Here is a 23336-nt window from a genome sequence, read left to right on the forward strand (position 1 = left end):
TTCCCGCCCCGGTGGCGACAGGGGCCCGGCGGGATCGCTCCATCGCGTCCGACAATGCGGGTTTCATTCCTTGCAGTTGCAGAGAGGGGTCCACGTCAGCCTCCCGTCAGGCCCGCCAGGGCCATGGCGCCGGCAACGAAGCCTCCCGTCACCAAGACCGCGGCGGCGATCCCGAGGATCCCCATCGCAATCCCCGCGAGCACCGCCGCCCCGTCGCGTTCGATGAGACCGGCGGCCATGAGGGCGAGCGCCACGCCCGGCAGCCAGTTGGCGAAGGGTATCGGCAGGGCGACGATGATGGCCTGGACGACCATGTAGCCGCCGACCCACCGCTCCGCGCGGCCGTGGACGAGGCCCGCGAGCCGCGGCCGGGAAATCCGCTCGAACCGCCGCAGCGACGGAAGCGCCGACCGCACGATCCGGGCGAACCCCGCCCGGTCGAAGCGCTTGCGCTCGACCCAGGCCGGCAGTCGCGGCCGATCGCAGCCGGACGCCAGCTGGCCGGCGAACAGCGCCATGAGGACACCCGTGACGCCACCGAAGCCCGGGGGCGCGATCACGCAGTTCGGAAGCGCGAGGGCCAGCACGACGATGCCGAAGGCACGGTCGCCCAACGCGGCGTTCATCTCGCCGACGCTGATCTTGCCGCCGCCGTCGCTGCCGACCGCGCGCAGCAGGATGTCGGAGATCCGCTCGTCGTGGCCCGCCGCCGGCACGGCCACCGGAACGACCGCCGCGGTCATGGCCGCGATCCGCCGGCAGCGTCGCCGGTCTTGGCGGCGAGCGCGACTGCTCCCGGTTCGCTCGCGGCCGCCGTCGGCACCTCGGCGCGCCGGATCGCCGGCAGGTAGAGCAGCAGCGCGCCGGCGACATAGACCGACGAGAAGGTGCCGATCAGCACGCCCCAGAACACCGCCAGGCTGAAGTTGAACAGCGTGCTGCCGCCGAACAGCAGCAAGGGCAGCACCGCCAGGAGCGTCGTGCCGCTGGTCAGGACCGTACGGGCGAGCGTCTCGTTGATGCTCAGGTTGATGATCGCCGCCATGTCCGGGTTCTTCTGCCGGCGCAGGAGCTCCCGGATGCGGTCGAACACCACGACCGTGTCGTTCACCGAGTAGCCGGCCAGTGCCAGCAGCGCCGCCACGGCGGTCAGGTTGAAGTCGAGGCCCAGGACCGAGAACAGCCCGAGCGCTATGAGCACGTCGTGCCCGGTGGCCAGCAGGGCCGAAACGGCGAACTGCCACTCGAAGCGGAAATAGACGTAGACGCCGATCGCGAGCACGGCGAGCACGGTGGCGGTGACCCCGTCCTGGAACAGCTCGCCCCCGACCTTGGGACCGACCAGTTCGACGCGGCGATACTCCCAGCTGTCGCCGAGGGTCTGGCGAATGGAGTCGACGGCGGCCTTGGAAGCCTCCTCCGTCTCCTGGGCCTGGACGCGGATCAGCGCCTGATTGGGCGAGCCGAACTGCTGCAGGTCGACCTCGCCGAGGCCGAGACCGTCGAGCCGGCCGCGCAGGTCGGCCATGTTCACGGGCGCCGGAGAGGCGACCTCCATGAGCACGCCGCCCTTGAAGTCGATGCCGAGATTGAGGCCCTGCACCGCCAGCGACACGACGGTCACGAGCAGCAGCAGGCCGGTGAATGCGAAAGCGACGAAGCGCTGACGCACGAAGTCGATCTTCGTGCCGTCGGGCACGAAGCGGATGCCGTGAAAAGCCACGAGAGCCTTCTCCGACTGCGCGCCGTACCGGACACGCGGAGGCGTGGCGGCTCAGGCGCGGAGGGAACCGATGTCGGAAGAGAGGTGCGCGCCGCTACAGGGCGGCGGCACCGGAACGGCCGAAGCCGTCAGGCGGTGACTAAGGGCGGGCCGGTCGGGCTGCGGTCGCCGCGGCGGATGCCGCTGTCGGCGATCGCGACTTCGGGCCAGGACAGGATCGGAGCGATCGTCGACTCGCCCCAGGCCAGCGCCGTGGCCGCGCATGGCGGCAGGACGGGCTTGCCGCCCCCGACGATGCGTTTGGTGTCGCCGGAATCGATCGAGAGAAGCTTGCCCAGCATCGCCGGCTGGTCGGCGGACCCCGCATCGACCTCCAGTCGCGGACCGCCCGAGATATCGGCGGCCAGTGCCGCGACATGCTGCGACGCCGCCCCGTTCGCGAGGGGCAGCATAGGCAGCAGCAGGCCGAGGAGGCAAAGAAGCGCGATCGCGCGGCGCCGGATGCCTCCGGCGTCGCAACCTTCACCCTCGTCGGGGTTCACGCTGTGGGCGAGGCGGTCGATCTCGGTGACCTTTCCCTGGGCGGTGCCTCTGCGGGCACTGCGCGGACGATGAGATCGCACCACCCGCGCGAGCATTCAAGCGAAATCGCGGTGCGCTGTTCGGACGGCTCGCACTGCGGCACCGCCGCAACCACATCGCCTCAGCTCAACCCTTTCGAGACCCCATGGCCCTGACCCGCTCGCACAAGATCAAGCTCGCCGTCCTGACCGTCCTTCTCGCCGCCGCCGGCGTGCGCGAGACGGAATGGGCCAAGCGGACCTTCGCCCTCGACGGCTATTGGGAGGAGGAGGTCCGGCACCGGGAGATGGCGGTTTGGGATATCGAGGGCGACCTCGCCGCCCTGGAGACCGCGCTCCAGGCTGCGGATCAACCCGCCGAGCGGGCGCGACTGGAACGCGAGATCCGGGCGGCGCTCAGCGAGGCCCAGGAACTCCGGCGTGCACTCGAGACGGCGCGGTCGCGCCTGTGACCGTCGCACCTTGATTGGCGCGCCTGCGATCCGGCTCAGCCGCCGGCGCTCGCGTAGCTCGCCCCCTCGGCGCGCAGACCCGCACCGAAGCTCCGAGCGTCCTGGCGCGGTGCCGAAACGGCCGCGCGGAGCCAGAACTGCTCCATCAGCTTCAGCGTCTCGTTCGCCTCGGCGATCCGCTTACCGTCGGCATGCTCGTCGGCGAGCGTGGCCGCGTGGCGCTGGAACATCTCGTTGATCCGCTTCCACAGTTCGACGCCCTTGGCCGAGAGGCGGATCCGCACCGAGCGCCGGTCGTGCGGCGATCGCTCCTGGGCGATATAGCCGTTCTCGACCATCTTCTTCAGGTTGTAGGAGACGTTCGAGCCGAGATAGTAGCCGCGGAGCGTCAGTTCCCCGACGGTGAGTTCCTCGTCGCCGATATTGAAGAGGATCAGCGCCTGCACGTTGTTGATGTCATGGATGCCGAGCCCGTCGAGCTCCGCCTTCACAACGTCGAGGAACTGACGGTGCAGACGCTCGATGAGGGAAATCGATTCGAGATAAGCCTGAAGCACTGTGCCCTCATTCCGGTTCGGCTCCCCCACGGGGAGGTACGGCATTGGCCCAATGTTTCGAGGGAGACCGTTAAAATCCGCTGAATGATCGCCTCGACTTTGCGCCGGATTGGGCTGCTATCAAGAGGATGGCATCGTTAACGGCGGTTGCAAGGGATGGCGGCGGATCAGCTTTCGCCGCGCAGCATGCGAATGATACCGGAGAAGTCGGCCGCACCGTGCCCCGAGCCGGTGTAGAGCGAATAGAGCGCCTGTGCCGCCGCGCCGAGCGGGGTCGCCGCACCCGACTTCTGGGCGGCATCCTGTGCGAGGCGCAGGTCCTTCACCATCATGTCGGCGGTGAAGCCGGCCTGGTAGTCGCGATTCGCCGGCGATGTCGGGACCGGTCCGGGAACCGGGCAATAGGTCGTGACGGACCAGCACTGGCCGGACGACTTCGAGGCCACGTCGAACAGCTTCTGATGGTCGAGGCCGAGTTTTTCGGCCAGGGCGAAGGCTTCGCAGGTCCCGATCATCGAGATGCCGAGGAGCATGTTGTTGCAGATCTTGGCGGCCTGGCCATTCCCCGGCCCGCCGCAATGCACCACGGTCCTGCCCATCGCCTCGAGGACCGGCCGCGCCCGCGCGAACGCCGCCTCCGTCCCGCCGACCATCATGGTGAGCGTCGCCGCTTCGGCACCGCCCACGCCGCCGGAGACGGGGGCATCGACCATGGCGAACCCGGCCGTCTCGGCCGCCGCCGAAACCTCGCGCGCCGTCCCGACGTCGATGGTCGAGCAGTCGATCAGCAGCGCCCCCTTCCGTGCGGCGCCGAGGATGCCCCCCTCGCCCAGATAGGCCTGACGGACATGGGGCCCGGCCGGCAGCATGGTGACGACGATCTCGGCATCGGCCACCGCATCGGCGAGCCCGGATGCTTTCGTCGCGCCCGCCTGAACGGCCGCGTCGAGTGCCGCGGCGCTCAGGTCGAACGCCTTCAGGGCGTGGCCCGCCTTCAGCAGGTTGCGCGCCATCGGCCCGCCCATGTTGCCGAGGCCGATGAATCCGATCGCCGTCATGTTCGTGTCTCCCTGATGTCGTGTGCGACGGCTAAAGCGCGTCGGGGCCGTGCGGGCCGAAACCGGTCGGCGGGAAGCGCAGCTCTTCGTCCAGCGGCGCGAAGCAGGCATCGACCATGTCCTGCGTCACGTCCTCCAGCCGCGCCGGGTTCCACCGCGGCGCGTTGTCCTTGTCGAGGATGGTCGCGCGTACCCCTTCGAAGAAGTCGTGGCCGGCCATGAAGGCCTGGCTTACCCGGAACTCCAGTGCCAGCGACGCATCCAGGTCCAGGCGCGCGCCGCGCCGGACCTGCTCCCGCGCCACCTTCAGGGCGAGCGGCGAGCGGCGGCGCATGGTTGCTGCCGCTTTCGCCGCCCAGGCACCCCCGTCGGCGTCCAGCCGGTCCAGGATCTCCTCGACGGTGTCGGCCGAGAAACAGGCGTCGATCACCCGCCGGTGCACCTCGATCGGTGCGGTGCCGGCATTCTCGGACAGGCGCTCGATCGCGACGGTGACCGCGGCGTGCGCCGCCTCCAGGTCGTCGGCGGGAAAGTTCGGCGCCAGCAGGTTCGACGCCAGCTGCGGCAGGCGCTCGCTCGGCATGTAGTGGGTGCCGATGCCGGCGTAGACGCAATCGGCGCCGCCGAGGCGCGCGCCGGTCATGGCCAGGTAGACGCCGAGCGCCCCCGGCAGACGCGGCAGGAAATAGGTGGCGCCGACGTCGGGGAAGAAGCCGATGCCTGTCTCGGGCATGGCGAAGACGGTGGCCTCGGTCACGACCCGGTGCGAGCCGTGGATCGAGATGCCGACGCCGCCGCCCATGGTCACGCCGCTCATCAGCGCGACATAGGGCTTCGGATAATGGAAGATCCGCCAGTCGAGCGTGTATTCGTCGCGGAAGAAGTCGGCCGTGTAGCGGTCGCGCGACCGGCCGGCGTCGTAGAGGCGCCGGATGTCGCCGCCCGCGGCGAACGCGCGCTCGGTGGTCGAGTGGATCATGACGGCGAGGACGCCGTCGTCGCCTTCCCACTGCCGCAGCTGCGCGTCGAGCGCGTGCACCATCTCCAGCGTGACCGCGTTCAGCGCCTTCGGCCGGTTCAACGTGACGATCCCGAGCCCGCCGGCGACCTCGAACCCGATGTCTTCGCTACTCAACGTCCCTACCCCGTTCCGTCACTGTGCCAGCAATCGCCGCGCGATGATCACCCGCATGATCTCGTTGGTGCCCTCGAGGATCTGGTGGACGCGGGTGTCGCGCACGTAGCGCTCCAGCGGGAAATCCTTCAGGTAGCCGTAGCCGCCATGCAGCTGCAGCGCCTTGTTGCAGATGTCGAAGCCCGCATCCGTGGCGAAGCGCTTCGCCATCGCGCAGTGCAGCGTCGCTTCCGGGTCCTTGGCGTCCAGGGCGGCGGCGGCACGCCAGACCATCAGCCGCGACGCCTCCAGCATCGTGCCCATGTCGGCGATGTCGAACTGCAGGGCCTGGAAGTCCGCAAGCTTGCGGCCGAAGGCCTCGCGCTCGCCGAGATAGCTTCGGGCGGCGGCGAGCGCCGCGCCGGCCGCGCCCAGCGAGCAGGCGGCGATGTTGATCCGGCCGCCGTCGAGGCCGCGCATCGCGATGCGGAACCCCTCGCCTTCCTCGCCGAGCCGGTTGGCGACGGGAACGCGGCAGTCCTCGAAGATCACCATGGCGGTCGGCTGGCTGTTCCAGCCCATCTTCCGCTCCGGCTTGCCGAACTTCAGCCCTGGCGTGTCCTTCTCGACGACGATGCAGGAGACGCCCTTCGGCCCCGGCTCCCCCGTCCGCACCATGCACACGTAGAGGTCGGTGGCACCGGCGCCGGAGATGAAGGCCTTCACGCCGTTGAGGACGTAATGGTCGCCGTCGCGCTCGGCCCGCGCCTTCAGCGCCGCCGCGTCCGAACCGGCTCCCGGCTCCGTCAGGCAATAGCTGGCCAGCAGGTCCATCGCGGTCAGGCCCGGCAGCCAGCGCGCCCGCTGCTCCTCGCTGCCGCGCACGTCGATCATCCAGGCGGCCATGTTGTGGATCGACAGGTAGGCGGCGGTCGAGGTGCAGCCGGCCGAGAGCTCCTCGAAGATCAGCGCCGCATCGAGCCGGCCCAGGCCCGAGCCGCCGACGTCGTCGCGTACATAAATCCCGCCGAAACCGAGGGCCGCCGCGGCGCGCAGGGTTTCCACGGGAAATACGCACTTCTCGTCCCAATCGGCGGCCTGGGGCGCCAGCTGCTCCGCCGCGAACTGCCGGGCCGTTTCGCGAAACGCCTGCTGCTCTTCGGCCAGGCTGAAATCCATATCCTCGACATCACGCTGTGGGCGGGAACTACGATCATACCGGCCGGACCGGCCCTCGCAAGCGGGCGGGCCGCGCCGTCCGCCATGCGTTAACCAATCCATCATCCCCTCGGATGGAAGGTGCGTCACCTGCGACAACGGGTTCGATTGCAGGCACCTGCCCGATTTCATACTATCCGACGATAAATCTGCACGAACGGACGCGGCCGGACAGACATGGTCAAGCTTCTGAAAGACGTCGCCGACGCACAGACGCACGAGAACACCGTTCGCGGCGAGGTTCGCCCGACCGGGCAGTTTCCGCGCGTGCGCATGCGCCGGAACCGCCGCGACCCGTGGACGCGCCGTCTCGTCGCCGAGAACAGGCTCAGCGTCGACGACCTGATCTGGCCGGTCTTCGTGCAGGAGGGCAACGCGAAGTCCTCCCCCATTCCCTCCATGCCCGGGATTGCGCGCCATTCGATCGACCGGCTGGTCGACGCCGTGGGTGAAGCCGCCGAACTCGGCATTCCCGCCATCGCCATCTTCCCGGTCGTCGACGAGCGGCTGAAGTCGCCGGAAGCCGAGGAAGCCTGGAACTACGACAATCTCGTCTGCCGCGCCGTGTCGGCGGTCAAGGCCGCCTTCCCGCACGTCGGCGTGATCTGCGACGTGGCGCTCGACCCGTTCACCAGCCACGGCCAGGACGGGCTGATCCGTGACGGCTACGTCGTCAACGACGAGACCCTCGACGCCCTGATCAAGCAGTCGCTCGCCCAGGCGACCGCCGGCTGCGACGTCATCGCGCCGTCCGACATGATGGACGGCCGCGTCGGCGTCGTCCGCGATGCGCTCGACGCGAACGGCTTCGAGCATGTCCGCATCATGTCCTATGCGGCGAAATACGCCTCGGGCTTCTACGGCCCGTTCCGCGATGCCGTGGGCTCGGCCGGCTTCCTCGGCGCCGGCGACAAGAAGACCTACCAGATGGACCCGGCGAACACCGACGAGGCCCTGCGCGAAGTGGCGCTCGATCTCGCCGAGGGCGCCGACATGGTCATGATCAAACCCGGCCTGCCCTATCTCGACGTCATCCGCCGCGTGAAGGACAAGTTCGCGGTGCCGACCTTCGCCTACAACGTCAGTGGCGAGTACGCGATGCTGAAGGCCGCCGCGGCCCAGGGCTGGCTCGACTACGACCGGGTGATGATGGAGAGCCTGCTGGCCTTCAAGCGGGCGGGCTGCGACGGCATCCTGACCTACGCCGCGGTCGAGGCGGCAACGCTTCTCAAGAAGGGCTGATCCGGCCCTTGCCCGCGGCGGGCCCTACGGCCCGCCGTCGCGACGGTTTATCCGCCGTCTGTTGCCAGGGTGGCGGCACGGGTTCCGGCCGCCCGGCTCTCGATGAAATCGATCTGGTTCCGATCGGAAGCCACTGGTAATGGATGTGCGGCCGGCGCGCGTCGTTGCTCGGCCATTGCCAGTTGGCAGCGCACCACTCGCGAACATCCAAATTCACCTAAATTCCAAATTGTCTTGTGCCTCTGACGCTTTTATGTCGGTGGCGTTCGAGTCTTAACCTCACGGAAGCAAGTGAGGTCCTATGGTGCCACAAGCGGGTTTCGCCGATGCGGGGCACTGGATTTGGCGAAAATATGCAGAACGCTGAATCGCAATGAGTTTTGTCACCAAACCGAGATGTCATGAGAAGCGACGCCATCGAGGTCCGCCGTGAGCGGGCCCTCGACGATCTGGAGATCGTCGGGTCGGAGACCGAAGAGCGCTTCGACCGCATCGTCCGCTTGGCGGCGAGCCGCTTCAGCGCGCCGGTCGCGCTGATAAGCCTGATCGGCGGCGACCGGCAGTGGTTCAAGGCGCGGGTCGGCTTTGCACAGCAGGAAACCCCGGCGTCCGAAGCCTTCTGCGTCCACACCATCGCCAGCGACGCGGTCATGGTCGTCCCGGACGCGACGCTGGATCGACGGTTCTCCGACCACCCGCTCGTGCGTGGGACATCCGGCATCCGATTCTATGCCGGCGCGCCCCTCACGCTCAGCAACGGTCATCGCGTCGGGGCGCTGTGCGTGCTGGATCACGCCCCTCGGCCGGGTTTCGACGAGCCGGATAGGCACGATCTGGCCGATTTCGCCGCCATCGTCGCCGATCTGATGGAACAGCGCGTGGCGATGATGCGCCACGCCACGACCGAAGTGCGCTATCGCGACATCGTGGAATCGGCAGCCGCCAGCATCGTGGTGGTCGATACCGATGGAGCGATCGTGTCAGCCAATCCCGCCACCGAGATGATCTTCAAACGCGACGCGGACAGTCTCCAGGGTGCGGCCGTTCGCCTGCTGCTTCCCGATCTCGTCGCCACACCCGCGAACGATGGCGCGGCGACAGGCGCCGACGAGACCATGAAGCTTCGGGGGCGCCGAGCCGACGGGTCCGACGTGCCGGTCCAACTCCACGTGAACCGTTGGCACGACAGTCGGGGCCGCCAGTTCACGACGCTGGTGATACGCGACCTGACGGCCCGCAACGAGGCGGAAAGAGCGCTCGCGGCCTCGAAGCGGGAGACGGATGCAGCCCGCGCCGCCGCCGAGCAGGCGCACCTCCGGCTGGAAGAGGCCATCGAAGTCCTCCCCGGCGGCTTCGGCCTCTTCGACGCCGAAGACAGGCTGGTGGTCTGCAATGCCGGGGCCAGATCGCTGTATCCCACCCTCTCCCATCTCCTGACTCCGGGGACCAGTTACGAAGAGCTGCTCCGGACGTTCGTCGAGGCGGGCATCTTCGTCCTGCCCGATGACATGAGGCCGGAGGACTGGGTTCAGAAGCGGCTCGCATTCCATCGCGCCCCGGCAGGCCACGACGACGTCCAACTCACCGGCGGGCGATGGCTCCGCTTCGAAGACAGGATCACCCGGGAAGGCGGCCGCGTCGGCATCCGCATCGATGTCACCGCATCGAAGCGCCGCGAGGAGTCCTTCAAGCTGCTCTTCGAGGGCAATCCGGTCCCGATGTGGCTGCACGATCCCCGGTCCGGACGCATCGTCGAGGTCAACGACACCGCCGTCGCGGCCTACGGCTACGACCGCGAGACGTTCCTCGCGATGAGTCTCGCCGACATAGAACTCACAGAGGATCCGGACGCCGTAGCCCCGACAGCCGAGCGGCGCCACCGGCGGGCCGACGGTTCTCTCATGGACGTCGAGATCGTGCAGTCCCGGATGGTTTTCGAAGAGCGCGAACTGACGCTCTGCGGACTGATTGACGTGACCGCCCGGAATCGGGCAGAGGCTTCCCTGCGGCTCGCCCGCGACTCGGCGGAAGAGGCGAGCCGGATGAAATCGCAGTTCCTGGCGAACATGAGCCACGAGCTGCGCACGCCCTTGAATGCGATCCTCGGATTCGCGCAGCTCCTGGAGAGCGGGATCGCGGGGCCGCTCTCGACGAACGCCCACGCCTATGTCGGCTATATCGGCAGTTCCGGCACGCACCTGCTGTCGATCATCGAAGACGTGCTCGATCTCTCCCGGTTCGAAGCCGGCTACCTCACGCTGGAGGAACAGGAGGTCAACCTCTCCGAGACGATCGCGTCGGCGGTGGAACTCGTTCGCTGCACCGCGGTCGACCGGGGTATCACCATCCGCGTCTGCCATCCCTCGGCCGATTACCGGATCCTCGGCGACTCGTTCCGGCTGAAGCAGATCGTCACCAACCTCCTCTCCAACGCCGTCAAGTTCAGCCTGCGGGACGGCACGGTTTCCGTGGAACTCGCGCCGGCTCCCTCGGGAGGACTGGACCTGAGGGTCGTCGACCACGGCATCGGCATGCACGAAGAGGACATCCCGATCGCCCTCGAACCGTTCATGCAGGTCGAAGGCGGACTCAACCGCCGGTTCGAGGGCTGCGGGATCGGGCTGCCGCTGACCCGGTCCCTGGTTCAACTCCATCAGGGCAGCCTGACGATCGACAGTGCCCCCCGCAGAGGCACCAGCGTCCGGGTGCGTTTCCCGGCCGATCGCATCCTATCGGCATCGTGGCTCGGAGGGACGGAGGCTCGGCCGCCACAGTCGACGCCTCCGGGCCGGCGATGACGGACGACCGCAGCCGGTCGCTCCACGAGCTCCGAATTCTCGGTACGCCGACGGAACCCGCCTTCGATAGTCTGGTCGCGCTTGCCGCGGGTCGCTTCGATGCGGCGATAGCCGTCGCCGCATTCCTGGACGGCGACCGGCAGTGGTTCAAGGCACGTGTCGGCCTCGCCGCCGAGGAACTGCCTGCAGCGGGATCCATCGCGCGGGCGGCGATGGACGCGAACACTGCGATCGTCGTCCCGGACATGACGCATGATACCCGTTTCGCATCGGATGCGATCCTGCGGGAGCATCCCGCCCGCTTCTGCGCCGCCGCGCCGATCCGTACCGCGGCAGGCGTGGCGATCGGTGCGCTCGTGGTCCTGGATGGCGCGCCACGCGCCGCCTCGCCCGCGGCGGCGCGCGACATCGAGACCCTCGCCACACTCGTCGCGAAGGAGTTGGAGCGGCGACGTCGGCAGTTCTCGGACACGCTGGTCGAGGGCTCGTACCGCGGCCTGCTCGAACTGTCGTCCAACGCGATCATCGTGATCGACGAAGCGGGAACGATCCACGCGACGAACCCGGCGACGGAACAGATGTTCGGCCACCCGCACGACAGGCTGATCGGACGCAACATCTCGGCTCTGATGCCCCCGTCGCATCGTTCCGCCCATCCCGGCTACCTGGAGCGCTACCGTGCGACTGGAGAGCGCCGTGTCATCGGCTTCCGACGCGAGGTCGAGGGATGCCGCGCCGACGGATCGACCTTTCCGATGGTGCTGCGCGTCGTCGAGTGGCGGGATGCGTCCGGCGCCCGGTTCTTCACGGGCATGGCACGCGACATCTCCGAGCAGAAGGCCGCCGAACGCGCACTGATCGAGGCTCGAAACGAGGCGACCAGGGCATGGGAGCGCCTCGAGGACGCCATCGACGCCCTGCCGGAAGGCTTCGCACTGTTCGACGCCGAGGACCGCCTGGTGGCTGTCAACGAGCGGGTGCGGACTCTCTATTCAGGAATAGCGGTCGACCTTCTGGAGGGAGCGCAGTACGAGCACCTGCTGCGAACGGCGGTGTCGCAGGGCCTGTTCAAGCTGCCGCCGGACACGGATCGCGAGGCGTGGATCGCCGACCGGCTGACCTATCATCGGGCACCCGACGGTGTGGAGGAAATCGAACTCGCCGATGGCCGCTGGGTGCGATTCCAGGAACGCGTTACCCGGGAGGGTGGCCGGGTCGGGCTCCGGCTCGACATTACGGCGACGAAGCAGCGCGAGGCGGTCCTGCGCCACTCCATCGAAGCCGCAGAGGCATCCAACCTGTCGAAGACGCAGTTCCTGGCGACGATGAGCCACGAGTTGCGCACCCCGCTGAATGCGATCATCGGCTTCTCGCAGCTGATGCTGGCCGGCCTGGCCGGCGAGATTTCCGAGAGCAACGCGGTGTACCTCCGCCTGATCGCCGAGTCCGGCGAGCATCTGATCAAGATCATCAACGAAGTCCTCGACCTCGCACGGCTCGACACGGGCCACCTTACGCTGAGCACCCAGGTCCTGGACATTCGTCGGATCCTGTCTGCCGTCCTGTCCCAGGCCCGCCAAACTGCGCGGGCGAACAACGTCACCCTCGGGCTGGATGCGCCCGAGGCGTTGCCGTCGCTGCGGGGCGACCCCCTGCGCCTGCAGCAGGCGTTCGCCAGTCTGGTCGCCAACGGGATAAAGTTCGCACCGAACGGCCACGTCACGGTCACCGTTTCGCCGGACGTCCGGGATCGGCTGACGGTGGTCGTCGCCGACACCGGCATCGGAATGCGGCCGGAGGATGTCGCCGTCGCATTGGAACCGTTCAGCCAGCTCGATGCGGGCCTCGACCGCAAATTCGAGGGGTGCGGCATCGGTCTGTCGCTCGCCAGCCGGCTGATCGCACTTCACGACGGGCAGATCGTCATCAACAGCACGCCAGGCCACGGGACGCGCGTCCAGGTACGACTGCCGGTCGAGACCCAGGCTGCCGCACCGGCGAACGACGGGGCGTGACCGCCTGAACCCTCGACCGTCGCGGCGGGTCAGCCGTGCTCGTCCGCCGGACCTCCCGCCACCAGCCCCGGCGGCCGCCGGCGCCGCACCGGCGTCTCGGCATCGCGCCGCCTGAGCAGCGGCACCAGCGCGATCAGCGTTCCCGCCCCCAGAACCCACCAGACAGGTCGGACGGAATAGGAAAAGTCCAAGTTCGCCGCGAGGATGAGCACCGGATCGACGCCCGTGGCGGCGGCGAACCAGCCGACCTCGGTCAGGGCCGTCGCCATCGCGGCGCCGACCGCCACCACGGCGAGAACCGGCAGCGTCGATCGGAAGCCCCGCCAGTCGGCGACGCGATAACCGACGGCGAGATAGAACAGCCCGGTCATCAGGGTCGCCTGGGTCACGTCGAGCTTCGACTGCATGAAGAAGTGCAGCAGCGCCAGCACGCCGATCCCGTAAACCGCCCGGTGCAGCCGTCCCCAATTCCGCCCGAGGCGCCGGACGGCCCGATCGGTCGACGTCGCGCCGAGCAGGGCGAGGCCGACCAGCGCGACGAACCCTATGGTCAGGTAGATCCGCAGCACGATCTCCGACGCCACCCTCGGAATGTCGAACTTCAGCTCCGCCGCGTAGAGCATCAGGTGCAGAAGGGCATAGGCCATGGCGGCGAGGCCGATCATGCGCCGCACCAGGACAAGGCGCGGCCATTTCCCGATCCGGCGCAACGGCGTGACCGCGAGGGAGAGGAGCAGGAAACGCACCGTCCAGTCTCCGGTCTCGTGGATAGCCGCCATGATCGGCCGCGCACCGAGCCCGCCGCTCCAGAACGACCAGGCGATCCACATCGCGGGGAGGAAGAGGCCCACGAAGGTGAGCGATTTGAGCGCGGAGAACTGTCCGCTGCGGTCCGTCCAGGGTGTCACTGACGCTGTCCTGCTGCGTGTCTGCCAGAGTGATACGTTCCGCTAATGCGATTCGTAACGGCTCCTGGCTTCACGGAGGTTTGAGAACGAGCGGACCCGCTGACGCGGATCGGCTGGCGCGGTTCTTCCCGGAACCCTCGCTCGCCGGCCGCCGTTTCGAGTCGGTACCGTACGAGCAGGAGTACAGGTGTCGGAAGCGGCCTTTCCTCCCATAGGCGACTACGCGCTCATCGGGGATTCGCGTTCGTCGGCTCTCGTCTCCAGGGCGGGGGCGATCGAATGGCTCTGCTGGCCCGACTATGCGAGTCCGTCGGTCTTTGCCGCCATACTCGACCGCGAGCGCGGCGGAGCGTTCAGTATCGGATCGGCGTCCCAGGCACGGACGAGCCGACGCTATCTCGACGACACGGCGATCCTCGAAACGCTGTTCACGACCGCGGACGGTCGGTTCCGCCTGGTCGATTTCATGCCGATCCCCACCGACCGGACGCTGCAGCCGCAGCGGGAGATCCTGCGGCTCGTGGAGGCGCTCGACGGCACGCCGGAGGTGGATGTCCACTACCGACCGAGGCCCGACTATGGCCGCAAGGCCCCGCGGATCGCCTCGCGCGGTCGTCTGGGCTGGCTCGTCGAGCACAGGGGGCAGACGTTCCGCCTGACGTCAGACATACCGCTCGAGCGGAACGGCGGAGACCTTTCCGGACGAATCCGTTTGATGACGGGCGAGCGTCGATGGCTGACGCTGACGCATGTCTGCGCCGACGTCGGCATCGTGCCGCCGCACGGCGCCGAAGCCGACCGCAAGCTGACCGCCACGGCGGAATGGTGGCGGCACTGGACCGGCCACTGCACCTATCGCGGCCCCGATGCCGCGATGGTCCGGCGTAGCGTGATCACGCTGAAGCTGCTCGCCCACATCCTCTCCGGCGCCGTGATCGCAGCCCCCACGACCTCGCTGCCGGAGGTCGAGGGCGGCAGCAGCAACTGGGACTACCGTTACTGCTGGCTGCGCGACGCCTCGCTCACCCTGCGCGCGTTCGCGGACCTCGGCTTCATCGACGAGGGAGCGGCTTTCCTGCGTTGGCTGCTCCTCGCCAGCGCACGCACGCACCCTGAGCTCCAGGTCCTGTACGACGTCTACGGCCGGACGAGGCTGCACGAGGTCGAGTTGGACCATCTCTCCGGCTATCGGGGCGCGCGTCCGGTGCGGGTGGGCAACGCCGCAGAAACGCAGCTTCAGCTCGACGTCTACGGTCAGGTCGCGACGGCCGCCGCGGATTTCGCCATGCGCGATCAGGTCGTGGACAGCCATGAGCGACGGCTGCTGACCGGCTTCGGCGACGTGGTCTGCCGCCGCTGGTGCGAGCCCGACAACGGCATCTGGGAGGTCCGCGGCGGCCGCCGCCACCACACATTCTCGAAGCTCATGTGCTGGGTGGCGCTCGACGCGCTGCTGCGACTGTACGAAGACGGGGCGATCGCGGTCGACGCCGCGCGCTTCGCCAGTGTGCGTGACGAAATCCGCGAGACCATCGAGACCCGCGGCTTCGACAGCGAACTGGGCAGCTTCGTCGGCGTGCTCGACGAGAAGCTGCTCGACTCGGCGCTCCTGCTGATGCCGCGCTACGGCTTCATCGCCGCCGATGATCCGCGCATGACGGGGACCTACCGGCATCTGGTCGAGAAGCTCGGAAGCGGCGGCTTCCTGCGCCGCTACTGCGCAGCCTTCGACCCGATGAACGCGTCGGAGCACGCCTTCGGCATCGTCGGCTTCTGGGCCGTCGACTATCTCGCGCGCGCCGGGCGCATCGACGAAGCGGAAAGCCGCTTCCAAGCCCTCCTCGGCGAAGCGAACGACCTCGGCCTGTTCGCGGAAGAGACGGACGCCGGGACAGGACAGCTGTTCGGCAACTTCCCGCAGGCCTTCACCCATGTGGGACTCATCAGCGCGGCCCTCGCCCTGGAGGCGGCCAGGGCCCGCGCGCACGGCGACACGCGACGGAGTGCAATCGCATGATCGCGCAGCTGCTGGCGAAGCTCGACCAGATCCTGCTCTGGGGCTGCGTCGCGACCGCCGCCATGACGACGCTGATGGAGGGCGCGCAGCAGTTCCGCCTCTCGCGGATGAGCCTGCCTTTCCTGTTCGGCACGATCTTCTCCGACAACCGGCGAGAGGCGCTCGTCTACGGGTTCGTCGCCTATGCGACGGGCGGGCTGCTGTTTTCGTTCCTCTACGCGGCGATGTTCGAGAGCATCGGGCGGGCCGACTGGTGGATCGGCGCCATCATCGGCCTCGCCCACACGGCCTTCCTGCTCGTCGTCTTTCTGCCGCTGCTCGCGCGGCTGCACCCGCGCATGGCGAACGAGTATGACGGCCCCAGCGCCATTCGCCGCATCGAGCCGCCGGGGCCGCTCGGCCTGCACTACGGCCGGCCCACGCCGCTGGTCACCCTGGTCGGCCAGACGGTCTTCGGCCTCATTCTCGGAACCTTCTATCCGATGCCGCTTTGACGCACCGAGACATCGAACAGGAGCATCAGATGCTGCAGCAGGTCATCGCGATCACCGGCGCTTCGGCAGGCGTGGGACGTGCCGCCGCGGTCGCCTTCGGCAGGCGCGGCGCCGCCGTCGCCCTGATCGCCCGCAGCCTGTCCGGCCTCGAGTCCGCCGCAGAGGAAGTGCGTGCCGCAGGCGGTCGTGCATTGCCGCTCGTCGCCGACGTCTCGGATCCCAGTGCGCTGGCCGCCGCAGCATCGGAGGCCGAGCGGGCGCTCGGTCCGATCGACGTCTGGGTCAACGCGGCGATGGTGACCATCTTCGGCGAAGTGGAGCAGATGACACCCGAGGAGGTCCGACGCGTGACCGAGGTGACCTACCTCGGCACCGTCAACGGCACCATGGCGGCCCTGCACCGCATGCAAGAGCGCGGACACGGCACCATCGTCCAGGTCGGGTCCGCCCTCGCCTACCGGTCCATACCGCTTCAGTCGGCCTATTGCGGCGCCAAGGCGGCGGTCCGCGGCTTCACCGATTCGCTCCGCTGCGAGCTGATCCACCAGGGCAGCGCCGTGCGCCTCACCATGGTCCAACTGCCGGCGGTGAACACGCCGCAGTTCGAATGGGCGCGGGCCTATCTGCCCCACCATCCGCAGCCCGTGCCGCCGATCTTCGAACCGGAGGTCGCGGCGGACGCCATCCTTTGGGCGGCCGAGCATCCGGCGCGCGAGTATGTCGTCGGGGCGAGTTCGGCCATGGCGATTCTCGGCCAGAAGGTCGCGCCCGGCCTGCTCGATCGCTACCTCGCCTCGACCGCCTATGCCGGGCAACAGACGGCGGAGCCGATCTCGCTCGACCGGGCCGACAACCTGTTCCATCCGGTGGAGGGGCTGCACGCCACCCGCGGCCGCTTCACCCGGGAATCACGCGGCCACAGCCTGCAGTTCGAGGCCGTCAAGCACGCCGGCACCATCGGCCTGGCCGCGCTCGCGCTGCTCGCAGGGGCGACACTGGCGGCAACTGCGACGATGCGGAAGGACCCGCCGCGGACAGGCGCGGCGGCCTGACCGACCGCCGCGGCCGATCAGGCCTCGACCACCACGTACTGCTCTTCGACGGTCACCGGAAAGGTCTCCGCCTGGAGCGTCTCCGGTTCGCCCTCGACCGCCCCGGCACAGGCGAGTTCGGCGCCGGCGGCGACGGCGACCGCGAAGGCCGGAGTCTTCAACCGGTCGGGATCGATGCGCGAACGGCCGGTACGGATGTCGAACTCCCAGCCGTGCCACGGGCAGCGCAGGATCTCCCCACGACGGGTATAGGCGTAGTCGCCCGGCTCGTTCGCCTCGACCAGGCCGATCAGCTTGCCTTCGCACAGGCTGCCGCCCTGGTGCGGGCAGCGGTCGAGGATGCCGAAGAACTCGCCGTCGACGTTGAAGACGACGACCGGCCGGCCCTTCACCATGACGCGCTTGCGGCTGCCCGGCGGAATGTCGCGGACCGGGGCGACGACGTGTTTCGACATGCCTGCCTCAGAGCCTGTCGGCGTAGACCGCGCGGGCGTTGTCCATGAAGAACTTCTGCCGCTGCGCCTCGCCGACCTTGGGGGGCAGCACGAACTGCGGATCGTCGAAGTCCCAGTGCGGATAGTCGGTCGCGAACAGCAGCCTGTCCCAGCCGATCCAGTCGATGGTGTCGAGCAGGTGCTTGCGCGGCTCCGGCTCCTCCATCGGCTGCGTCGTCAGCCACACCTGCCGACGGATATATTCGGACGGCAGCATCGAGAGATGCGGCGTCTCGTCGTGCATGCGGGTCGCGAGCTTGTCGAGCCGCCACGCCAGCGGCGGCAGCCAGGCGAAGCCGCTCTCGACCAGCACCAGCTTCAGCGTCGGCAGCCGCTCGAACACGCCCTCGAAGATCATGCTGGTCAGCAGCGCCTGGCTGCACTGCGAGTGGCCGACCATCTCCTCGATGTAATAGGAGGGCCAGCCGCTGCCCGACACCGGCGAGCCGCCGTAGCCGAAGGCGTGGATCGCGACCGGCAGCCCGGCCGCGGCGGCGGCCTCGTAGATCGGCCAGTAGCGGCGCTGGCCGGCGGGATCGGCGGTGCGGCTGAGCAGCAGGACCTGGGCATAGTCGCGATTGCCGGCGCAGCGCTCGATCTCGCGCGCCGAGGCGGCACCATCCTCGTAGGGCACCACGATGGAGGCCTTGAGGCGCGGCTCCTTCGACGTCCACTCCGCCACCTGCCACTCGTTGATGGCGCGGCAATAGGCGATGGCGAAATCCAGGTTCTGCATCCCCTGCCCGCTGCGCAGCGGATTGAGAATGCCGAGCTGCACGTTCAGCGGGTCGAGATGGTGCTCGCGCATGAATTCCAGGTCGCTGCCCGGCCGGCCGCCGTTCGGCGGATAGGCGTCGCGGCGTGCGGCGTCCGGCTGGCCCTTCGGATAGGCCGGCCCGTTCTGGTATCCGTGACGCGGCAGGGACCCGTAGGTCTGCATGTGGTGCTGCCAGCGCTTGTCGAGGAAGGGGAAGACCTCCTTCTCGATCGACTTGGGGCTGGGATGGATGTCGCAGTCGGCGATGGCGATCCGCGTCTGCGCCGGGCGCCGCGCCGTCGGGCGATCGAGGACCTGGGTATCCATGGGGGCGGTCATTGCACCGTCTCCGTCAGGCGGGCGTACGTCGCCCGCGGGTTGTCGACCATGATCTTCCGAACAAGGTCGGGCGACAGCCCCTCCGGCAACGCCGCGTCGCCGTCGAACTGCCAGTGCGGATAGTCGGTCGAGAACAGCAGCAGCTCGTCGGAGCGCATGTGGTCGATCAGCCGCTCCAACTGCTCCGGATGCGGTGGGCCGTCGACGGGCTGCAGGGTGAAGCGGACATGCTCGCGCACGATCTCGACGGGCGGGCGGTCCACCCAGGGGATCTCCATGCGCAGCCCCTTCCAGTACTTGCCGAGCCGCCAGAGGTGCGCCGGCAGCCAGGTGAAGCCGCTCTCGATCATGACGACCTTGAGCGCCGGGAACTTGGCGAAGACGCCCTCGCAGATCAGGCTGGTCAGCGTCTGCTGGAAGGCGAGCGCCTGGGCCGCATAATCCTCGGTGTAATAGTTCGGCCAGCCGACCGGGGTGACCGGGTGCTTGTAGGCGCCGCCGGCATGGATGCCGACCGGCAGGCCGTGGCGCTCCGCCGCCTCGTAGATCGGCCAGTAGCGGCGGCGGCCGAGCGGCATCTCGTCCATCGCCAGCATCAGCACCTGGACGAAGCGGCGGTCGGCGGCGCAGCGCTCGATCTCTTCCACCGCCGCCTCGGGCGACTGCGGCGAGATCACGATGGAGGCGCGCAGGCGCGGTTCGCGGTCGAGCCACTCGCGCGCCATCCAGTCGTTCACCGCCCGCGCGAAGCCGGCCGCCATGTCTTCGGAGAAGAAGAGCTGCACCCCGTACAGGCAGTTGCAGATGGCGAGGCTGGTGCCGAAGCCGTCGAGCGCCTGGGTACGCAGCATCTCGAGGCTGGTGCCCGCCTTGCCCGACGCGGGCCGCCAGTCCGGCCGCGCCGTCAGCGGCGCGTTGTTCGGATAGGCGACGGAGTCCAGTTCGTGCACGCCGCGCTGCTCGACCATGTCGCGCCAGTGGTCGCTCAAATAGGGCAGCAGCGCCTTGATGCTGGGCACCGCCGGGTGGATATCGCAGTCGATTCCGCCGGCGGGAACCCGGCTGCCGCCTGCCTGACCCGAACCGGGCATGGGTGGATGGGCGTTCACGTCTCTCTCCCGCGGCCCGCCTCGGCGCCGCGCGGACGCCGGCAATCTGTCCGGACCTTCTTATGCCCAAATTTGAGGCCGGGGCCCCCGGATGTCAAACGGAGCGGCGCCGCGCCCGGCGAAAACCAGGGGCGGCGAGCATCCGATCAATTGCGAAGCTTGCCGTTCAAGAGGATCAAGAGACAGAGTGCGTGCTTGCCTCGCGCTCCGCCGCCGTTTGCGAGGCTCTCCAGAGCCTGACCACATCCCTGACACGCGAATGCAGCAGCCTGGCGTCTGCCTCGCCCAATTTCTTGTTCATGTCGTAGTCGGCGTCGTGCCGCTTCGCCTGAGCATCCAAAAAGGCCCTGGCCAAATCGCGCACGAATCTCGGAGTGGCGACGGCATCATTCGCGGCTGTCGGCGATCCCAGAAACGCCGCGACCGAAGGATCGACCATCGTCCCGCGCACCTTGTCCAGGGCACTCTTGACGTCGGCGTGCGCCACCGTCCGCGAGATGATGCGGCGACGGACGCGCAGATCATTGTGTGTGCCGACGACCCGCTGCCCGACCTCATCCAGGATGAAATGAAACAGAGCATAGTAACTGGTCGAGATGCTCCGCCGGACGCGCGCAACGGGCAACCGCCCCCTCTGCCCTGCCCGGCGGGCAATCAGACGTCGCGCGGCATCGAGGAGTTCCTCGTCGTATGTCGGCATTAAGCCGCATCCGAAAAGCGCACGCTGGGATAACGCTCGTCGACCTCTCCGATCGCGTCTTCTACGATCTCGAGCAGCCTCATCAGGTCTTCGTCACGCGGTGCAACACCGGGCCCCACCTGCACCATGACCCGCAGAAATTCGCCGCCCTCATCGTCACGGTCGGATTCCAGTGCGATATCCTGGATCGGGACAGCCAGGGAAGAGGCCTCGATCGCTGCAAAAGCTCGCTGCCTCAGCGTTGCAAGATCGCTCTGCATCTTATCCTCCAGTCGCAACAGAGACCGAGATTAGCAGGTCGCCCAACGCATCGGCTCGGGCAAATCTCTTGTTCAACCCCGGCGGCGCACCGATCTGAATCTCGCCACAGCACCTTCGACTGTGATCGTCCACGACGCTAGGAAGGCAAACCGGCATGGGCATCGTCGAGACCATCGCCATCACCATGGGCCTAGGCTGGGCGAGCGGCTTCAACCTCTACGCCGCCATGCTGACGCTCGGACTGCTCGGCGCCACCGACTCCATGGTCCTGCCGGAGGGGCTGACGATCCTGCAGCATCCGGCGGTGATCGCGGCCGCCGGCTTCATGTATTTCATTGAGTTCTTCGCCGACAAGACGCCCGGCGTCGATACCGCCTGGGACACCGTCCACACCTTCATCCGCATCCCGGCCGGCGCCGTGCTGGCGGCGATGGCCGTGGGCGACGTGTCGCCGGTGGCGGAGACGGTGGCGCTGATCGTCGGCGGCGGCATGGCGGCGACCGCCCATGCGACCAAGGCCGGGACGCGCATGCTCATCAACACCTCGCCCGAGCCCTTCAGCAACTGGACGGCGTCGGTGGCCGAGGACGTCGCGGTGGTGGGGGGCCTGTGGCTGGCCCTGGCGAACCCGGGGCTCTTCCTGGTCCTGCTGGCCGCGGCACTGGTCGCGATGATCTGGCTGCTGCCGAAGATCTGGCGCGGCCTGAAGGCGGTCGCCGCACGCATCCGCGGCTGGCTCGGCGGGACGCCCGACGCCCCCGAACCCAGCGCGACGAACCGCACCGACCTTACCGACGGCGATGCGAGCTTCACCCTGGCCCTCGATCGCGGCCGGCCGGGCGACCGCCCGGCCTGACCCCCCTACTCGGCGGGTGCCGCCACCGGCGCCTGCCGCTTGACGCGGCCGAGCACCCAGGCGAGCGGCAGGGCCAGCACGAAGACGATCGCCAGGATCATGAAGCTGTCCTGGTAGGCCATGGTCAGGGCCTGCGCGTAGACCACCTTGCCGAGATAGTCGAGCGCCATCGGGTCGCTGAGCGCGCTCGACAGGCCGGCCGATTCGAGGCTGGTTCCCACCGTGTCGAGGAACTGGCGCACCGTGTTGTTGTCGGCCGTCTGGGTCGCCGTCAGCGCCTCGGCATGGAACATCGTGCGGAGCTGCAGCCAGACGACGATCAGGTTCGTGCCCGCCGCGCCGCCGAGTTGCCGGAAGAAGTTCAGCGACCCCGACCCCTTGTTCAGCTGCTCCGGCGGCAGCGCCCGCAGCGCTGCGGCGCTGAGCGAGGGGAGGATGAAAGCGAGGCCGAAGCGGCCGACCATGGCGAAGGCGGCAAACGTCCAGAACGGCGTGTTGACGTCGGACGTGACCATCAGCGCCATGCCGAGCGCGAAGAAGGCGAGCCCGGCCATCACCGGCACATGGTCGGGCAGCCTGTCCGCCGCCCGACCCGTCAGCGGCAGGCAGGCGACCAGGAGCAGGCCGGCCGGCAGGATCACCATGCCGGCACGCGTCGCCGTGTAGCCCTGGATCGTCTGCACGAACACCGGGATGACATAGGTCGATGCGAAGTTGCCGGCGCCGAAGACGAAGGCGACGGACGCCGCCGAGGCGAACTTGAGATTCTGGAAGAGGGTGCAGTCGAGGATCGGCGCGCGCCCGCGGATCTGCGAGAAGACGAAGCCGACGGCCGCGGCACTGCCCAGGATGAACTCCAGGAGGATCGTGTCGGACAGCCAGCCTTCGCGCGGCCCCTTCGCGGCGGCGGTCAGCAGCAGGAAGATCGCCGCGCACAGAAGGATGTAGCCGGTCCAGTCGAATTTCGGCGTCGGCCCGCGGTGGGCGCGCGTCGGCATGAAGATCGTTCCCATCAGGAACGCGACCGCGACGAACGGCAGCGGCATGAGGAACATGTGCCGCCAGGAGAAGGTGTCGATCATGATGCCGCCGAGGGCGGGGCCGATGGCCGGCGCCATGACGACGCCCGTTCCGTAGATGCCCATGGCGAGGCCGCGCCGGTTCGCCGGGAACACCTGGAAGATCGTCACCATGACCAGCGGCTGGACGACGCCGGCCGCCGAGCCCTGCAGCACGCGCCCCACGATCAGCATGTCGATCGACTGCGACGTGGCACTGACCAGGGTGCCGACGATGAATACGCCCAGGGTGCAGAGGAAGGCGACCCGCTGCCCCAGCGCCGCGACGACCCAGGCGTTGAGCAGCTGGCTCGCCGTCATCGTCGCGATGAAGGCGGTGGCCATCCACTGCGCCTCGTCCTGGCCGACGCCGAATGCACCCATGACGTGCGGCACGGCGACGTTGACGATCGTCGCCGACAGCACCATCGCGAACGCCCCGAGCAGGCCGCCGATGGTCACGAGCCACCGGTAGGACTGGCCGTAACGCTCGAACAGGACTTCGATGGATTCGTTGGTCAAGGCGAGGGGGC

The 23336-nt window shown here is 68.3% G+C and carries 22 protein-coding genes; 8 read left to right on the plus strand and 14 right to left on the minus strand.

Going from position 1 to position 23336, the window contains the following annotated elements; translation table 11 throughout:
* Positions 1–95: 95 nt before the first annotated feature.
* The 3 genes from ABIE65_RS01465 to ABIE65_RS01475 form a co-directional block, all read right to left on the minus strand.
* Positions 96–743 carry an exopolysaccharide biosynthesis protein gene (locus tag ABIE65_RS01465; protein ID WP_354075056.1) on the minus strand — a complete coding sequence of 216 codons (648 nt, stop codon included), beginning with the start codon at positions 741–743 and terminating at the stop codon, positions 96–98.
* Complete coding sequence (gene secF / locus ABIE65_RS01470; protein ID WP_354075057.1) at positions 740–1723, minus strand: protein translocase subunit SecF; 984 nt, start codon at positions 1721–1723, stop codon at positions 740–742. Before secF ends, ABIE65_RS01465 begins: the two co-directional genes overlap by 4 nt.
* Before the next feature lie 128 nt (positions 1724–1851).
* Entirely contained in the window at positions 1852–2361 is a 510-nt protein-coding gene (locus ABIE65_RS01475; protein WP_354075058.1) for a hypothetical protein, read from the minus strand.
* Between the two features lie 89 nt (positions 2362–2450).
* Here ABIE65_RS01475 and ABIE65_RS01480 point away from each other — a divergent pair, with 89 nt between their 5' ends.
* Positions 2451–2756 carry a hypothetical protein gene (locus ABIE65_RS01480; protein WP_354075059.1) on the plus strand — a complete coding sequence of 102 codons (306 nt, stop codon included), beginning with the start codon at positions 2451–2453 and terminating at the stop codon, positions 2754–2756.
* Between the two features lie 35 nt (positions 2757–2791).
* Here the strand turns inward: ABIE65_RS01480 and ABIE65_RS01485 are convergent, their stop codons facing one another.
* From ABIE65_RS01485 to ABIE65_RS01500, 4 genes are all read right to left on the minus strand, one after another.
* Positions 2792–3313 carry a MarR family winged helix-turn-helix transcriptional regulator gene (locus ABIE65_RS01485; RefSeq protein ID WP_354075060.1) on the minus strand — a complete coding sequence of 174 codons (522 nt, stop codon included), beginning with the start codon at positions 3311–3313 and terminating at the stop codon, positions 2792–2794.
* 167 nt (positions 3314–3480) lie between these two features.
* Complete coding sequence (gene mmsB / locus ABIE65_RS01490; protein ID WP_354075061.1) at positions 3481–4371, minus strand: 3-hydroxyisobutyrate dehydrogenase; 891 nt, start codon at positions 4369–4371, stop codon at positions 3481–3483.
* 31 nt (positions 4372–4402) lie between these two features.
* Positions 4403–5506 (minus strand): enoyl-CoA hydratase/isomerase family protein, encoded by a 1104-nt coding sequence (locus ABIE65_RS01495; protein ID WP_354075062.1) that lies wholly within the window; start codon positions 5504–5506, stop codon positions 4403–4405.
* Positions 5507–5524: 18 nt separating this feature from the next.
* Positions 5525–6664 (minus strand): isobutyryl-CoA dehydrogenase, encoded by a 1140-nt coding sequence (locus ABIE65_RS01500; protein ID WP_354075064.1) that lies wholly within the window; start codon positions 6662–6664, stop codon positions 5525–5527.
* A gap of 312 nt (positions 6665–6976) precedes the next feature.
* Between ABIE65_RS01500 and hemB the strand changes: the two genes are divergently transcribed.
* The 3 genes from hemB (at position 6977) to ABIE65_RS01515 (ending at position 12758) form a co-directional block, all read left to right on the plus strand.
* Complete coding sequence (gene hemB, locus ABIE65_RS01505; RefSeq protein WP_502918501.1) at positions 6977–7945, plus strand: porphobilinogen synthase; 969 nt, start codon at positions 6977–6979, stop codon at positions 7943–7945.
* A gap of 401 nt (positions 7946–8346) precedes the next feature.
* A complete protein-coding gene (locus tag ABIE65_RS01510; RefSeq protein ID WP_354075066.1) occupies positions 8347–10743 on the plus strand; it encodes a sensor histidine kinase in 2397 nt (798 codons plus the stop codon).
* The gene (locus ABIE65_RS01515) at positions 10740–12758 is read left to right on the plus strand and encodes a PAS domain S-box protein (protein WP_354075067.1); all 2019 of its coding nucleotides are present in this window, start codon (positions 10740–10742) and stop codon (positions 12756–12758) included. The genes ABIE65_RS01510 and ABIE65_RS01515 overlap by 4 nt, the downstream gene beginning before the upstream one ends.
* A 29-nt stretch (positions 12759–12787) precedes the next feature.
* Here ABIE65_RS01515 and msrQ read toward each other — a convergent pair whose 3' ends face one another.
* Positions 12788–13666 carry a protein-methionine-sulfoxide reductase heme-binding subunit MsrQ gene (gene msrQ / locus ABIE65_RS01520; protein WP_354075069.1) on the minus strand — a complete coding sequence of 293 codons (879 nt, stop codon included), beginning with the start codon at positions 13664–13666 and terminating at the stop codon, positions 12788–12790.
* A 187-nt stretch (positions 13667–13853) separates the two neighbouring features.
* Between msrQ and ABIE65_RS01525 the strand changes: the two genes are divergently transcribed.
* The 3 genes from ABIE65_RS01525 to ABIE65_RS01535 are packed head-to-tail and all read left to right on the plus strand — an operon-like array spanning position 13854 to position 17229.
* Positions 13854–15683, plus strand: coding sequence for a glycoside hydrolase family 15 protein (locus ABIE65_RS01525; protein ID WP_354075070.1), 1830 nt, complete (start codon positions 13854–13856; stop codon positions 15681–15683).
* On the plus strand, positions 15680–16177 hold the full coding sequence (locus tag ABIE65_RS01530) for a hypothetical protein (protein WP_354075072.1): 498 nt from the start codon (positions 15680–15682) through the stop codon (positions 16175–16177). Before ABIE65_RS01525 ends, ABIE65_RS01530 begins: the two co-directional genes overlap by 4 nt.
* Before the next feature lie 29 nt (positions 16178–16206).
* Positions 16207–17229 carry an SDR family oxidoreductase gene (locus tag ABIE65_RS01535; protein ID WP_354075073.1) on the plus strand — a complete coding sequence of 341 codons (1023 nt, stop codon included), beginning with the start codon at positions 16207–16209 and terminating at the stop codon, positions 17227–17229.
* Positions 17230–17246: 17 nt separating this feature from the next.
* Here ABIE65_RS01535 and ABIE65_RS01540 read toward each other — a convergent pair whose 3' ends face one another.
* The 5 genes from ABIE65_RS01540 to ABIE65_RS01560 form a co-directional block, all read right to left on the minus strand.
* On the minus strand, positions 17247–17684 hold the full coding sequence (locus ABIE65_RS01540) for a Rieske (2Fe-2S) protein (RefSeq protein WP_354075074.1): 438 nt from the start codon (positions 17682–17684) through the stop codon (positions 17247–17249).
* A gap of 7 nt (positions 17685–17691) precedes the next feature.
* A complete protein-coding gene (locus ABIE65_RS01545; protein WP_354075075.1) occupies positions 17692–18819 on the minus strand; it encodes an amidohydrolase family protein in 1128 nt (375 codons plus the stop codon).
* Positions 18816–19928, minus strand: coding sequence for an amidohydrolase family protein (locus ABIE65_RS01550; RefSeq protein WP_354075076.1), 1113 nt, complete (start codon positions 19926–19928; stop codon positions 18816–18818). Before ABIE65_RS01550 ends, ABIE65_RS01545 begins: the two co-directional genes overlap by 4 nt.
* A gap of 175 nt (positions 19929–20103) precedes the next feature.
* Complete coding sequence (locus ABIE65_RS01555) at positions 20104–20628, minus strand: hypothetical protein (protein ID WP_354075078.1); 525 nt, start codon at positions 20626–20628, stop codon at positions 20104–20106.
* Positions 20628–20888: a hypothetical protein gene (locus tag ABIE65_RS01560; RefSeq protein WP_354075079.1), complete on the minus strand. Its 261-nt coding sequence runs from the start codon at positions 20886–20888 to the stop codon at positions 20628–20630. The genes ABIE65_RS01555 and ABIE65_RS01560 overlap by 1 nt, the downstream gene beginning before the upstream one ends.
* 155 nt (positions 20889–21043) lie before the next feature.
* Between ABIE65_RS01560 and ABIE65_RS01565 the strand changes: the two genes are divergently transcribed.
* Positions 21044–21745: a DUF4126 domain-containing protein gene (locus tag ABIE65_RS01565; protein ID WP_354075080.1), complete on the plus strand. Its 702-nt coding sequence runs from the start codon at positions 21044–21046 to the stop codon at positions 21743–21745.
* Positions 21746–21750: 5 nt separating this feature from the next.
* Here the strand turns inward: ABIE65_RS01565 and ABIE65_RS01570 are convergent, their stop codons facing one another.
* Positions 21751–23325 carry a DHA2 family efflux MFS transporter permease subunit gene (locus tag ABIE65_RS01570; protein ID WP_354075081.1) on the minus strand — a complete coding sequence of 525 codons (1575 nt, stop codon included), beginning with the start codon at positions 23323–23325 and terminating at the stop codon, positions 21751–21753.
* Positions 23326–23336 lie beyond the last annotated feature (11 nt).

The sequence above is a fragment of the Constrictibacter sp. MBR-5 genome (assembly GCF_040549485.1).
Classification (GTDB): domain Bacteria; phylum Pseudomonadota; class Alphaproteobacteria; order JAJUGE01; family JAJUGE01; genus Constrictibacter.